Raw genomic sequence first — 14,460 nt, forward strand, 5'->3', positions numbered from 1 at the left:
CCGAGAACGGGAAAACAACTTAATATCCTAAAGAGCAGACGGTAAAAAGTCAGCATTAAATATAGCCCAGGTGGCACCTGGAGAGGCTATCTTGTAACAAAAGTTCTACTTGTGCTACCGTGGCGCGCAACGTGTCTTTTCACAGATAACCAGAGTGTAATACAGGAGATGTGCGATGGATGCTCTCGAACTGTTACTTAATCGCCGTTCGGCTTCACGCCTGACAACACCTGCGCCTTCAGGTGATGCGCTGAATAATATTATCCACGCCGGTATGCGCGCTCCCGATCACGGTACTTTACAACCCTGGCGGTTCTTTGTGATTGAAAATGAAGGATTGGCGCGGTTCAGTGCGTTACTGACTGAAGCGGCGAAGCAGGAAGGCATGGATGAAGCTGGCATAGAAAAGGCCCGACAGGCGCCGTTTCGCGCCCCATTGATTATTACCGTGGTGGCGCATTGTGAAGAAAATCCTAAAGTCCCGCTCTGGGAGCAGGTCGTTTCCGCCGGTTGTGCCGTTCAGTCCATGCAAATGGCTGCCCTGGCTCAAGGGTTTAACGGGATCTGGCGTAGCGGCGCCTGGACGCAGCACCCGCTGGTGCGCGATGCCTTTCAATGCCGTGAGCAGGATGAGATCGTCGGTTTCCTCTATTTGGGGACGCCGCAATTGAAAGCGTCCACCAGGGTGACGCCGCTCGATGCTGAAAAATTTATCCATTATTTCTGATAAACGCCAATTAAAGCGTTTTCGTTTCCCTCTGCTGCTTTGGTATTTTTTACGCAATGGCAGTTGGCAAACTGTCTTTCAGCGCGATGGTGTCTAATGCGACTTTTTATTGCCGAAAAGCCCAGTCTGGCACGGGCGATCGCGGATGTATTGCCTAAACCGCATCGCCGCGGTGATGGTTTTATTGCCTGTGGTCAGGATGATGTTGTGACCTGGTGCGTCGGGCATTTGCTTGAACAGGCGCAACCCGATGTTTATGACGCCCGTTATGCGCGCTGGTCATTGGCCGATTTACCGATTATCCCGCAGAAATGGCTATTGCAGCCCCGTCCTTCGGTGAGCAAACAGCTTAACACCATAAAAAAACTACTGATGGAAGCCAACGAAATCATTCATGCGGGTGACCCCGATCGTGAAGGACAACTGCTGGTGGATGAGGTGTTGGAATATCTCTCCTTGCCGGAAGAAAAGCGTCGTCAGGTCAGGCGGTGTCTGATCAACGATCTGAATCCCCAGGCGGTTGAACGGGCAGTTTCAAGGCTGCGGGAGAACAGAGAATTCATTCCGCTGTGTGTTTCTGCGCTGGCCCGCTCACGGGCTGACTGGTTGTATGGCATTAATATGACCCGTGCTTACACGCTGCTGGGGCGTAATGCTGGCTATGAGGGCGTTCTGTCGGTTGGCCGGGTACAAACGCCTGTGCTGGGGCTGGTGGTTCGCCGTGATGAAGAAATCGAGCACTTTGTTCCAAAAGATTATTTCGAGGTTAAAGCACACATCATCACCCCCGCTGGCGAACGGTTTGTCGCGCTTTGGCAACCGAGCGAGTCCTGTGAGCCCTATCAGGATGAAGAAGGGAGGTTATTGCACCGTTCTCTGGCGGAGCACGTTGTCAAACGAATTGATGGTCAGCCTGCTTTTGTGACGGGCTATAATGACAAGCGTGAGTCAGAAACGGCGCCGCTGCCTTATTCGCTATCGACGTTACAGATTGAAGCCGCAAAACGGTTTGGACTCAGTGCCCAGCAGGTGCTGGATATTTGTCAGAAGCTGTATGAAACCCACAAGCTGATAACCTATCCGCGCTCTGATAGCCGTTATCTGCCGGAAGAGCATTTTGCCGGACGTCATGCGGTTCTGAACGCCATTTCGGTGCATCAGCCGGATTTATTACCACAGCCGATAATGGATATCGATAAACGTAACCGCTGTTGGGATGACGGTAAAGTGGATGCCCACCATGCGATTATCCCCACGGCACGTAGTGCAAGAACAACGTTGTCGGATAATGAGAGTAAGGTTTACGGGCTGATTTCCCGACAATACATTATGCAGTTTTGCCCGGACGCGGTATTTCGTAAATGCGTTATCGATCTGGATATCGTGGGCGGAAAATTTGTCGCTAAAGCCCGGTTTCTGGCGGAAGCAGGCTGGCGCACATTGCTGGGGAGTAAAGAGCGCGATGAAGAAAATGAGGGGACTCCTTTGCCGGTTGTTGCCAAAGGCGATGAGTTGCTATGTGAACGCGGGGAAGTGGTAGAACGGCAAACTCAGCCTCCCCGGCCATTTACTGATGCCACCTTGCTATCGGCAATGACCGGAATTGCGCGATTTGTGCAGGATAAAGCGCTTAAGAAAATCCTGCGGGCAACCGACGGTCTGGGAACCGAAGCGACGAGAGCGGGTATTATCGAGTTACTGTTTAAACGTACCTTTCTGTTCAAAAAAGGGCGTTATATCCATGCCAGCGAAGCAGGGCGGGCATTAATTCACTCCCTGCCAGACAGTGCCGCACATCCGGATATGACGGCGCACTGGGAAGCGACACTGACACAAATCAGCGAAAAGAAATGCCGCTATCAGGATTTTATGCAACCGCTGACGCATTCTTTACAGGCGTTGATTCATCAAGCCAGAGAAAGCCAGGCCGTAAGTGCTTTCAAAGGCATATCGGCCCCTCAGGCAAGTAACAAAAAGCGGCGTAAGCCTCAGCCCAAAGTTAAGGAGCAGAATCAATGAGATCGTTAGTTTCCTGGTTTATTGCCGGTGCTGTGTTGGTGCTGCCGTCGGTGGTTCAGGCAAATCGCGGCGGGACAGATATCGTGGTGCCCGTTCCTGCCGAAGTGTGGGGCGCGGGTTCTGCTGCGCGTGAACAAAATAGCAATTGTATGCGCTGTTGTGTTTATGAGAACCGCAACTATTCGGAAGGCGCGGTGTTGAAAGTAGACGGTGTGATCCTACAGTGTGTGCGGGATAAACAAACGGTAGGAACGAATACTCTGATTTGGCAACCGATCAAACAGTAACGTAAAACGCTACTCAATTACTACCGGTTAAGCGCAGCGACGATGCATGGACGCCGCTGCGTTTTTGTTATTACAACGCGAATTCGGCCCATATCGGCGCATGGTCGGAGGGTTTCTCCATCGCCCGAATGTCATAGTCAATGCCGGTATTGGTGCAGTGTTTAGCCAATGTTTGACTCGCCAGTATTAAATCGATACGCAAGCCACGGTTGGTATCAAACCCGGCAGACCGATAATCAAACCACGAGAAGCGATCGTTACAGTCAGGGTAGGCGGCTCGGAAGGTATCGATGAGTCCCCAGGCTTGTAACCGGGCCAGCCATTCACGCTCTTCTGGCAAGAACGAACATTTGCCCGTGCGCAACCAGCGCTTGCGGTTGTCTTCACCAATACCAATATCAAGATCGGTAGGGCTGATATTGAGATCGCCCATAACGATTAAAGGCTGATCAACCCTATGGTGCTGCTCAATATAGGTTTGCAGGTCTTGATAGAAACGTGTTTTGGCGGGGAATTTAATCGGATGATCGCGGCTTTCGCCCTGCGGAAAATAGCCATTCACCACGGTAAGCTGACCCTGTGCGGTAGCAAAATCCGCCATAATAATCCGCCGCTGCGCGTCTTGTTCGTCCGTTGGGAAACCGCGACGGACTGCAATAGGCTGGTTTTTACACAGCAGCGCGACGCCATAATGGCCTTTTTGCCCGTGATAAAAAACGTGATAGCCATATTGGCTCACTTCTTCCAGTGGAAACATATCGTCATGGACTTTGGTTTCCTGTAATCCGATCACATCAGGCTGGTGCTGTTCGATAATGGCGGCCAACTGATGAGGGCGCGCCCGCAGGCCATTGATATTAAAAGAAACAACTTTCATGTTAGCTGCCGTTTACTCAAAATGTTTCCAGATGGTAGCAGAAACTCAGGCCGTGAGTCACGGCGGCGTAGGAACCGTCGTTACTGACAAACAAGATCCGATGATGATGTCTTGAACCTGGAAGGTAGAGTCCGTATACTCCGCAGCTCGCAGGAGAGAGCGCGTCAATATGACGCTCCGCCGAAGGCGCAAACTCCCATAATCGCTCAGGCCACCATACTGCGAATTTCCTTTAAGCCAACTGGAGAGAGGTTGTTACGGCAACCCACCGAAGGGGCAAGCGGCGATCGCTGCGTAAACTCTCAGGTAAAACGGACAGAGGGAGGGGCACATTTCACAGGAAATCTTTTGTGCTTACATATATCTATCTGATCGCCATCACCGCTGAAGGCATGTCCGGGGCGCTGGCCGCCGGACGCCGCAATATGGATATTTTTGGTGTCGGCATGATTGCGTTTATCACCGCACTTGGTGGTGGTACGGTTCGTGATATTCTTCTTGGCAACTATCCCATCGGCTGGACTCAACACCCCGGTTATATCTATCTTACGATCGGTGCCGGTCTTTTTACCATTATCATTGCGCGCGTTATGCATCGTCTCCACCGCCTGTTTTTGGTACTGGACGCAATGGGGCTGATCGCCTTTACGATTATCGGTTGCAATGTTGCGCTGGGGCTGAATTACTCCATCACGGTGGTGGTTATGGCCGGAATTGTGACGGGGATTTTTGGCGGTATTCTACGTGACATCTTTTGCAATCGAACGCCGATGGTATTGAAGAAAGAACTTTATGCCAGCATTTCGCTGTTAGTGGCGCTGCTTTATCTGGGATTGAAAGCGCTGAACGTGAATCATGATATTAACTTGTTGGTTTCTTTCAGTATTGGCTTGTCGGTTCGTCTGGCCGCGATCCGCTGGTCGTGGCAGCTTCCGGTTTTCTCTTATGTTGCGGGGAGTTGGAAGAGCTAAGTGATTAGTGAGTGACGTGCCGGGAGCGCGTCACTCACGTTTTCCATACAAACATCCTTGCAAACAATGCGATGTCCGATCAGCAAATTATAGAATGATGGTGCGATTCCCGTAGACAAAAACGCGCTGCGCCAGCACCCGGTAAAGTGCGCGGCTTAACACGTTCTTCTCGACATCGCGCCCGGCACGCATCATATCATCAGCCGTGTAAGTATGGTCCACGTTGATGACATCCTGCATTATGATTGGCCCTTCATCCAGACTATCGTTCACATAATGCGCCGTTGCACCGATGATTTTTACGCCGCGCTCATAAGCCTGATGGTATGGACGGGCGCCGATAAATGCCGGCAGGAATGAGTGATGAATGTTGATGACCTGATTCGGATAATGCTGAACAAAAGCAGGCGTTAACACACGCATGTATTTTGCCAAGACAACATAATCCGGCTGATAAGTGTCAATCTGCGCGATCATGAGTTGATCGTGCTCTTCTCGGGTAAACCCTTCATGGCTGATCAGGTGGAAGGGAATATCAAATCGCTCAACCAGTGTGCGTAATGTTTCATGGTTACCGATAACGGCAGCAATTTCCACATCCAGCCCGCCGTAGGCGCTTTTCATTAATAGATCACCCAGACAGTGGGCTTCTTTAGTGACCAGGATAACAATTCGGCGGCGACCCGCATTTGTCAGTTCACGAACCGATCCTTCAGGAAGCGCGCTGTCAAGGTCTGCCAGCAGGGTGGTATCGTTAAAAATACCTTCCAACTCGGTACGCATGAAAAAACGCCCGGTACGATGGTCTACAAACTCGTTGTTTTGCACGATATTGAGTTCGTGTTTGTAACAAATATTGGTGATTTTTGCGATAAGCCCTTTAGCATCGGGGCAAATAGTCCGTAATACTTTTCTTTGTAAATTCGGGGATTGCATGAGCGCGTGGATCCTGTCCAAAACTAAAATAACGATATGTTAATACAGTGCCGGAACTCACTGTGGGTTGATATTGGTTTGTTACTGTCCGCAACACTTTTTGTGTTTTTTGCCGGAACCGCAGGGACAGTGCTCATTTCTGCCGGTTTGCAGATGAATGCCGTCCATATAATACCAGCGATCATGATAGCGAAGGAAGCGTGAACGCTCCCGCATTAATCCTGCTTGTTGCTTGTTATCCGCAGATGTATAGCGGGCTGCAAATTCAACATAACCTTCTTCCAGCGTTTTACCCGAAGAGATTGCCAATATGTTAAGACTTAGCCAGAGGGTGTCCCGACAACTTTCAGCAATAGCGACTCGCCATTTTTCTGGTTGATGATCGGGATGCCAGGTCGCTATCAGGTAATCAATATCGTGTTTGACATAGGCAGTATAGCGGGAGCGCATCAATGTAATAGGGTCGGCAGCCCTAATGACATTGGCAAGGTACGGTTGACAGCATGAGCTATATTGTAACCCGCTGCTACAGGGACAAAGGTCTGTCACAGCATCTCCTGAATTAAATTTAATTAAAACTTGATAAATAATAGTGGGATCCTTATCCAGGATGCCGATATGTTACCTAAGAAGCTCGGGATGTAGCAATGTGCGCTAGAATGAAAACACATGAGGTCAATCATGCGACGGATAAAAGTTGGTCTGGCATTAAGTTCTGGGGCTGCCAGAGGATGGGCTCACATTGGCGTTATCAACGCACTGACGGAACTTGGCATTGAAATTGAAGTGGTTGCCGGGTGTTCCGTAGGGGCATTGGTCGGCGCGGCATATGCGACGCACCGGCTGGATGCGATGGAGCGCTGGGTCAAAGGGTTTGGTTATTGGGATGTGATCCGGTTAATGGATCTTTCCTGGCAGCGTGGCGGCTTATTACGCGGCGATCGAGTGTTTAACAATGTAAAGCACTTGTTACATACGCAGCAGATTGAAGATTGTGATATTAAATATGGTGCTGTGGCGACCAACCTAAGCACAGGGCGGGAACTTTGGTTAACAAAAGGGGATTTACATCAATCAATTCGGGCTTCTTGCAGTATCCCCGGCTTGTTGTCTCCCGTTCGGTTTAATGGCTACTGGCTGGTTGATGGAGCGGTGGTAAATCCTGTACCTGTGTCGCTGACTCGGGCTATGGGTGCAGACGTTGTGATTGCAGTTGATTTGCAACAGGATGCCAGTCTTAACCACCACGATTTTCTATCGATTAAACCAATGGCGCCGGAACCTGAAATTGATACTGCTTCAAATAATTGGCGTGGCAAAATTCGTGAGCGTTTGCTACGGGGACGCCGTCAGCGAACTGAGGTTTCGCCAACGGCGATGGAAATCATGAGCACATCAATTCAGATTCTTGAGAACAGATTAAAAATGACCCGAATGGCGGGTGACCCCCCCGATGTGCTTTTACAACCTTACTGCCCACAAATTGCCACCCTGGATTTTCATCGGGCACAGGAAGCGATTGAAGCTGGCCACCAGGCCGTGGAGAAAAAACGTGATGAATTGTTACCGCTGGTAAATAAATCTCGTTGAATATCCTGTACAAGCGGCGTCAGACATTCTGAACGTTGGTGATAAATCAAATCTGAAAATAAAGCGTTGAAGTAAGGGGTAACTGATGGAACGACCATTAGCGGGTAAACATATTTTGATTATCGAGGATGAAGCTGTTTTCCGCTCCGTACTATCCGGTTATCTGACTTCGCTTGGAGCCTCAGTTTTGGAAGCTATCCACGGACTGGATGCGTTAAGTCTTCTGGAACACCATCAGCCTGATTTAATTATCTGCGATCTGGAAATGCCGATGATGGATGGCATTGAGTTTCTTGAACACCTGCGCTTAAAAGGTAACTCCCCCCCGATACTGGTGATATCCGCGACCAGCCAAATGGCGGATGTCGCAAAAGTCCTGCGGCTTGGTGTTCAGGATATATTGCTGAAGCCTATTCGTGATTATGCACGCTTACGCGAGGTTGTTATGTCTTGTCTGTACCCGGACATGTTTACTTCGCCAGCAAATGAGCTTGAGCAATTAATGCAGGATATGGATTCGCTCAATCAATCTCCTGATGCGGTTGCAAAACTTTTAGCCCAATTGCAGCCGCCGGTTCAGCAAACGCTTGCCCGTTGCCGAATAAATTACCGGCAGCTTACTGTTGCTGAACAACCGGGATTGGTTTTGGATATTGCCGCACTCTCTGAAGATGAACTGGCCTTCTATTGTCTTGATGTTACTCAGGCTGTGAACAATAACGGTACGTTAGCCGCGTTATTACTTCGCACCCTGTTCAATGGAGTGCTTCAGGAGCATCTGGCAAATCAACAGCACCGTTTACCCCATTTGCCGATTTTATTAAAACAGGTAAACCAACTATTACGTCAGGCAAGTTTAGAGGGGCGTTTCCCGCTGCTGGTTGGTTATTATCATCGTGAATTAAAACGGCTGATACTGATATCTGCTGGATTAAATGCCACATTAAACGTCAATGAAAGTCAAATTGCGCTGAATAGCGGTGTGCCATTGGGAACGCTTGATGAAGCCTACCTCAATCAGTTAAATCATCAATGTGATGCCTGGCAATGTCAGATATGGGGGGACGGTGGTCGTTTACGACTCATGCTTTCTACAGAATAATCTGATAGGAGGGGGGATTACTCTCCTCAGGCCGTGTTCGCCTTTCGTTATTATTTTTTATTTTCTACTATGTAAGTTACTACCTTATTTTTATTGAACTATAGCGTTGGGTAAGCCAAGCGTGATCTGGTTAAACTGGTATACTTATCCAGTTTTTAGACCAGATAAATAAAGTTCATTATTTGAACGATATATAAGAGGTTGTTTATGTCGATTGTTAATAAAAAAGTAAAAAAAGCGGTAATCCCCGTTGCGGGATTGGGAACGCGTATGTTGCCAGCCACGAAGGCTATTCCTAAAGAGATGCTACCGTTGGTGGATAAACCGCTAATTCAATATGTTGTCAATGAGTGTATTGCTGCGGGAATCAATGAAATAATTTTGGTCACGCATTCATCCAAGAATTCTATCGAGAATCATTTTGATACCAGCTTTGAGCTGGAAGCCATGCTGGAAAAACGCGTTAAGCGTCAGCTATTGGAAGAAGTTCAATCTATTTGTCCAAAGCACGTTACCATTATGCAAGTCCGTCAGGGACTGGCTAAAGGTTTAGGTCATGCGGTATTGTGTGCGCACCCGTTAGTGGGTGATGAACCTGTTGCCGTTATTTTGCCAGATGTGATTATTGATGAATATGAAGCAGATCTGAAGAAAGATAACTTAAGCGAAATGTTGCAACGTTTTTCTGAAACTGGACATAGTCAGATTATGGTTGAGCCTGTTGCGGATGTCAGCAGTTATGGCGTTGTAGACTGTAAAGGTGTGGAATTAAAAGCGGGCGATAGTGTGCCGATGGTTGGTGTAGTAGAAAAACCCAAGGCTTCTGAAGCGCCATCTAATTTAGCCGTTGTTGGCCGTTATGTTCTTTCGGCTGAAATTTGGTCTTTGCTGGAGAAAACGCCCCCAGGTGCGGGTAATGAAATTCAGTTAACTGATGCCATTGCGATGTTAATGGAAAAAGAAACGGTGGAAGCCTACCATCTGAAAGGCGTCAGTCATGACTGTGGCAATAAACTCGGATACATGCAGGCTTTCGTAGAATATGGTATGCGCCATGACGGACTGGGTAGCGAACTCACACAGTGGCTGCGGGAAACTATTGAAGCTGAAGAAAAATAATACTTAGCAAACACTGCTCTCTATTTTATTACAAAGGATAGGGAGCAAAAACCCTCTCGATATGCTGTCGTATTTTTCCAAAAAAAATACCCTCAATTGGCATCAAGGGTATCTGTATTTTGTTTATTTCAAGACAACGGATCAGAGCAAGAAATCGTCTAAAGATTTACCTTGTTCTTCGATCGCTTTTTTGATTACAGCTGGAGTACGACCTTGACCAGTCCAGGTTTTTACGTCGCCGTTTTCGTCAGTATATTGATATTTGGCAGGGCGGGCAGCACGTTTGCTTTTGCCAGCAACTTTGACTGAACCTAAAGATTGTAATAATTCGTTAGGATCAATACCGTCTGCAATCAACATATCGCGATATTGCTGTAATTTACGTGCACGTTCTTCAACTTCTGCCTGAACCTGGCTTTCTTCTTCGCGGCGTTCATTTACCACGACTTCCAGTTTCTCCAGCATTTCCTCCAAAGTATCCAGACTACATTCCCTTGCCTGGGCACGCAGAGTACGGATGTTGTTTAGAATCTTTAGTGCTTCGCTCATTGTGATAATCTCAAATTTATATTATTGGTGGCGTGTAGTGTGATAATAGAGTGCTATTTTCTTTTCTGCAATAGCCAAATTTGTAAGTTTGTTAAAAATTGCCATTTTAAAACAGATATCACACGCCATGTTGCATGAATATAAAATACGCCTATCCTCACAGGGATATACATTTAACCCGTCATTTTCCCAGAACTGCTGTGCTCGATAAGATATTGTGACGCAGTCTGTCGTTATAAGGAATGTTTATATGTTTTATCCCGCCGTAGCTATCAATAGATGTAACTTAGTGAGTTTGAACAAGCAATAGCCATTCACGAGCTAACAGAAAGTTGTTACGATAATTTTAACTGTATAGGTTGATATATACGCTAAATAATTCGAGTTGCAGGACGGCAGTATGAGTATGTGAGCGCTGGGTTTCACCGCAGAAATAGATAACTAACCAGCATAGCTGGGGGGATAAGTTCTGTATCGGCCTTTTCTCGCCTGTACTATTGTTGTTTAATCCGCAGACCTCTTTAATTAGCCTGCTAGAGGAAAAACACCGTGGACAGCCTTTTCATTGTGTATTAATTGATAAATGTCCGCTCTTAACTCGAGAACAAGTTAGCGAACATTCTGACAGGGGAGACCAATTAGCGTTAGAAGCGGAATCGAATAAGGAAAAGAAGTGATACTTTCGGCCATTTACCGATGTTGTTGATAGCGCGGCCTCAATAAAACGGCTTAAACCTACCCCATCCGGGTTATTGGTTTGTCTATGTTGAAACGGTAGCGTACTCATATAAGCGTTATCATGTTTAACGTCTGTAGGGTGGCCTCAGAGAGGCGCTGGCAGATAATCTCATGCCCACGTTGCTTACGGATGAACTCGCTTTACAGAGGGTTCTGGTGTGTTGAGCATGAAATTGTACCTTCTTATGGAATTAATCCTGTCAGCGTGCGTTGAGGCGCCTGGAAGCGGGTAAAAAAATACCCTGCCAGTAAACTGGCAGGGTATTTGTGAGGTTCTCTGCTTAATACAGCCTCAGCAGAGGCTGTTATTTCACTGAATGGGTTGGCTGGTCACTTTCTTTGCCGGCTTGACCACTTTTGCTACAGGGGCTGCAATGTCGACAGTTTCTTTCACGATGGTGTTTTCGGAATACTTACGTCCGTAGTAAGTATCCATCAGAATCTGTTTCAGCTCTGAAATCAACGGATAGCGTGGGTTAGCACCGGTACACTGATCGTCGAAGGCGTCTTCAGACAGTTTGTCCACTTTCGCCAGGAAATCGGCTTCCTGCACGCCAGCCTCACGGATAGACGTTGGAATACCCAGATCCGCTTTTATTTCCTCCAGCCAGTTCAGCAATTTCTCAATCTTCTGTGCAGTACGATCGCCTGTCGCCGTCAGACACAGATGATCAGCAATTTCGGCATAGCGACGGCGAGCCTGAGGTCGGTCATACTGACTGAAAGTCGTTTGCTTGGTCGGGTTGTCGTTAGCGTTATAGCGGATAACGTTTGAGATCAACATGGCATTGGCCAGACCGTGCGGGATGTGGAATTCAGATCCCAGCTTATGCGCCATTGAGTGACAAACACCCAGAAAGGCGTTAGCAAAAGCGATACCGGCAATCGTCGCGGCATTATGAACGCGCTCACGGGCGACCGGGTTCTTCGCACCCTGATGATAGCTGGCTGGCAGGTTTTCTTTCAGCAGTTTCAGCGCCTGCAATGCCTGACCGTCCGAATACTCATTTGCCAATACGGAAACGTAGGCTTCCAGTGAGTGTGTGACGGCATCTAAACCGCCAAATGCACAGAGTGATTTCGGCATGTTCATCACCAGATTGGCGTCAACAATCGCCATATCCGGTGTTAATGCATAGTCGGCTAACGGGTATTTCTGGCCCGTTGCATCATCAGTCACCACGGCAAACGGCGTAACTTCAGAACCCGTACCGGACGTGGTGGTAATGGCGATCATTTTCGCTTTCACACCCATTTTCGGGAACTTATAAATACGTTTACGGATGTCCATAAAACGCAGCGCAAGTTCTTCAAATGCCGTAGTGGGGTGTTCGTACATGACCCACATGATTTTTGCCGCATCCATCGGGGAACCACCGCCCAGAGCAATGATGACATCCGGCTTAAAGGAGTTCATCTGTTCCGCGCCTTTACGCACGATACTCAGCGTTGGATCCGCTTCAACTTCGAAGAAGACTTCAGTTTCCAGACCGTGCTGTTTCAGTACGTCAGTGACCTGGTCGACATAGCCGTTGTTGAACAGAAAACGGTCGGTAACGATGAATGCGCGTTTTGCACCGTCGGAAGCGACTTCTTCAAGAGCAACCGGTAATGAACCACGACGGAAATAGATGGATTTAGGAAGTTTATGCCACAACATATTTTCTGCTCGCTTGGCTACCGTTTTCTTGTTGATCAAGTGTTTCGGACCGACGTTTTCCGAGATAGAGTTGCCTCCCCAGGAACCACAACCCAGCGTCAGAGATGGGGCGAGTTTGAAGTTATACAGATCGCCGATCCCGCCTTGTGACGCTGGTGTGTTGATCAAAATACGCGCGGTTTTCATCATGTCGCCGAAGTGATTCACGCGTTCCGTCTGGTTGTCCTGATCGGTATACAGGCAGGAAGTGTGGCCGATACCCCCCATTGCGACCAGTTTTTCTGCTTTGATGACGGCATCATTAAAATCGGTAGCCCGGTACATCGCCAGAGTAGGCGACAGTTTCTCATGAGCAAAGGGTTCGGATTCATCGACGACAGTGACTTCACCAATCAGCACTTTGGTGTTCGCAGGGACGTTGATCCCCGCCATTTCAGCGATTTTCGGTGCTGGCTGGCCGACAATATCGGCGTTCAATGCGCCATTTTTCAACAAAATAGCCTGCACGGCCTGTAGCTCTTTGCCCCTCAGCATGTAACCGCCATGTGTGGCGAAGCGTTCACGGACAGCGTCGTAGACGCTATCAACCACAATCACCGACTGCTCTGAAGCACAAATCACACCGTTATCAAACGTTTTTGACATCAGGATTGACGCCACTGCGCGCTTAATATCGGCAGTTTCGTCAACAACAACCGGAGTATTACCTGCACCCACGCCGATCGCCGGTTTCCCGGAGCTGTACGCGGCTTTAACCATACCCGGGCCGCCTGTCGCCAGAATCAGGTTGATATCCGGGTGATGCATCAATTGGTTGGACAGGTCAACTGAAGGTTGGTCAATCCAGCCGATGATATCTTTTGGCGCACCGGCAGCAATAGCCGCTTGCAGAACGATATCTGCGGCTTTATTGGTTGCATTTTTTGCTCGTGGATGCGGGGAAAAGATAATGCCATTACGGGTTTTCAGACTGATTAATGCTTTAAAAATCGCGGTGGATGTCGGGTTAGTGGTTGGAACAATACCGCAAATCAGACCAATTGGTTCAGCAATGGTAATGGTGCCAAAGGTGTCATCGGTAGAGAGAATGCCACAGGTTTTTTCATCCCAATAGGCGTTGTAAATGTATTCAGAAGCAAAGTGGTTTTTGATCACTTTATCTTCCACAATGCCCATCCCTGACTCGGCGACAGCCATTTTCGCCAATGGAATTCGAGCATCTGAAGCAGCGAGTGCGGCAGCACGGAAGATTTTGTCAACTTGTTCCTGAGAATAATTGGCAAATTCACGCTGTGCCTTTTTTACTCTTTCGACCAGTGCGTTAAGTTCAGCAACATTGGTTACAGCCATAATGCTCTCCTGATAATGTTAAACTCTTTCAGTCAATAGTCTGCTAATTATTAAAGTATAGATAAATGCGCGGATATTGTGCCCATACGGCGAAATTTCAGCATTACCTACTTCCTGCATTGATTGACTCAAAGAGCTTGTTCACTGACGAGCATACTCGCTTATCTCTGCTTTTTATGTGATCTCTCTCTATTTTTTTTGATGCTGACACCTTTCAGCATGGCGTTTATGATAATTATTATCAATAAAGTTTGGTTCGGAGGAGTACACCCGCCATTTATATCTCTCTGTAAAATGACTATAAACTGTTTTTTGTTTTTTATTTATGTGAAAAGACAGAATAAAATTTCGCTTATCGCAGAGATAGAAGTCGCTAATTATGCCATGTCAGTGTTGGCACTACACAGCACCCACATGGGGTGTTATGCGAGTCAATCTATGGTGGGATTTTTCGGGTTATATCAAATTTTTTAGCAGATGATTGGCATTATTCGACCCGATGCTGCACACGAAATCAAACTACACCAATTTAAAA

Annotated in this window: 12 protein-coding genes and 1 riboswitch; of the genes, 7 read left to right on the forward strand and 5 right to left on the reverse strand. The window is 47.8% G+C overall.

Going from position 1 to position 14,460, the window contains the following annotated elements:
* The first annotated feature begins 175 nt into the window (after positions 1 to 175).
* The 3 genes from BIY29_RS04570 to BIY29_RS04580 all read left to right on the forward strand — a co-directional run bounded on the left by BIY29_RS04570 (position 176) and on the right by BIY29_RS04580 (position 3,033).
* Positions 176 to 727: an NAD(P)H nitroreductase gene (locus tag BIY29_RS04570; protein WP_121573967.1), complete on the forward strand. Its 552-nt coding sequence runs from the start codon at positions 176 to 178 to the stop codon at positions 725 to 727.
* 96 nt (positions 728 to 823) lie between these two features.
* The gene (locus tag BIY29_RS04575; protein ID WP_121573968.1) at positions 824 to 2,746 is read left to right on the forward strand and encodes a DNA topoisomerase III; all 1,923 of its coding nucleotides are present in this window, start codon (positions 824 to 826) and stop codon (positions 2,744 to 2,746) included.
* Positions 2,743 to 3,033 (forward strand): DUF1496 domain-containing protein, encoded by a 291-nt coding sequence (locus BIY29_RS04580; protein WP_121573969.1) that lies wholly within the window; start codon positions 2,743 to 2,745, stop codon positions 3,031 to 3,033. The genes BIY29_RS04575 and BIY29_RS04580 overlap by 4 nt, the downstream gene beginning before the upstream one ends.
* Positions 3,034 to 3,103: 70 nt before the next feature.
* Here BIY29_RS04580 and xthA read toward each other — a convergent pair whose 3' ends face one another.
* Positions 3,104 to 3,910, reverse strand: a complete 807-nt coding sequence (gene xthA / locus BIY29_RS04585) for an exodeoxyribonuclease III (RefSeq protein WP_121573970.1) — start codon at positions 3,908 to 3,910, stop codon at positions 3,104 to 3,106.
* Between the two features lie 231 nt (positions 3,911 to 4,141).
* Positions 4,142 to 4,239: riboswitch (glycine riboswitch) on the forward strand.
* A gap of 21 nt (positions 4,240 to 4,260) precedes the next feature.
* Between xthA and BIY29_RS04590 the strand changes: the two genes are divergently transcribed.
* On the forward strand, positions 4,261 to 4,881 hold the full coding sequence (locus BIY29_RS04590; protein ID WP_121573971.1) for a trimeric intracellular cation channel family protein: 621 nt from the start codon (positions 4,261 to 4,263) through the stop codon (positions 4,879 to 4,881).
* 87 nt (positions 4,882 to 4,968) lie between these two features.
* Here the strand turns inward: BIY29_RS04590 and purU are convergent, their stop codons facing one another.
* The gene (gene purU / locus BIY29_RS04595) at positions 4,969 to 5,817 is read right to left on the reverse strand and encodes a formyltetrahydrofolate deformylase (protein ID WP_121573972.1); all 849 of its coding nucleotides are present in this window, start codon (positions 5,815 to 5,817) and stop codon (positions 4,969 to 4,971) included.
* A gap of 81 nt (positions 5,818 to 5,898) precedes the next feature.
* Entirely contained in the window at positions 5,899 to 6,366 is a 468-nt protein-coding gene (locus BIY29_RS04600) for a YchJ family protein (protein ID WP_121573973.1), read from the reverse strand.
* A gap of 132 nt (positions 6,367 to 6,498) precedes the next feature.
* Here BIY29_RS04600 and rssA point away from each other — a divergent pair, with 132 nt between their 5' ends.
* From rssA to galU, 3 genes are all read left to right on the forward strand, one after another.
* Entirely contained in the window at positions 6,499 to 7,407 is a 909-nt protein-coding gene (gene rssA / locus BIY29_RS04605) for a patatin-like phospholipase RssA (protein ID WP_121573974.1), read from the forward strand.
* 85 nt (positions 7,408 to 7,492) lie between these two features.
* Positions 7,493 to 8,509, forward strand: a complete 1,017-nt coding sequence (gene rssB, locus BIY29_RS04610) for a two-component system response regulator RssB (RefSeq protein ID WP_121573975.1) — start codon at positions 7,493 to 7,495, stop codon at positions 8,507 to 8,509.
* A 207-nt stretch (positions 8,510 to 8,716) separates the two neighbouring features.
* Positions 8,717 to 9,628, forward strand: a complete 912-nt coding sequence (gene galU, locus BIY29_RS04615; RefSeq protein ID WP_121573976.1) for a UTP--glucose-1-phosphate uridylyltransferase GalU — start codon at positions 8,717 to 8,719, stop codon at positions 9,626 to 9,628.
* 141 nt (positions 9,629 to 9,769) lie between these two features.
* Here galU and hns read toward each other — a convergent pair whose 3' ends face one another.
* Both hns and adhE read right to left on the reverse strand, forming a co-directional pair.
* Positions 9,770 to 10,177: a histone-like nucleoid-structuring protein H-NS gene (hns, locus tag BIY29_RS04620; RefSeq protein WP_121573977.1), complete on the reverse strand. Its 408-nt coding sequence runs from the start codon at positions 10,175 to 10,177 to the stop codon at positions 9,770 to 9,772.
* Between the two features lie 1,048 nt (positions 10,178 to 11,225).
* Positions 11,226 to 13,925 carry a bifunctional acetaldehyde-CoA/alcohol dehydrogenase gene (gene adhE, locus BIY29_RS04625; protein WP_121573978.1) on the reverse strand — a complete coding sequence of 900 codons (2,700 nt, stop codon included), beginning with the start codon at positions 13,923 to 13,925 and terminating at the stop codon, positions 11,226 to 11,228.
* Positions 13,926 to 14,460 lie beyond the last annotated feature (535 nt).

The organism is Brenneria alni, assembly GCF_003666245.1.
In the GTDB taxonomy this organism is placed as follows: Bacteria; Pseudomonadota; Gammaproteobacteria; order Enterobacterales; family Enterobacteriaceae; genus Brenneria; species Brenneria alni.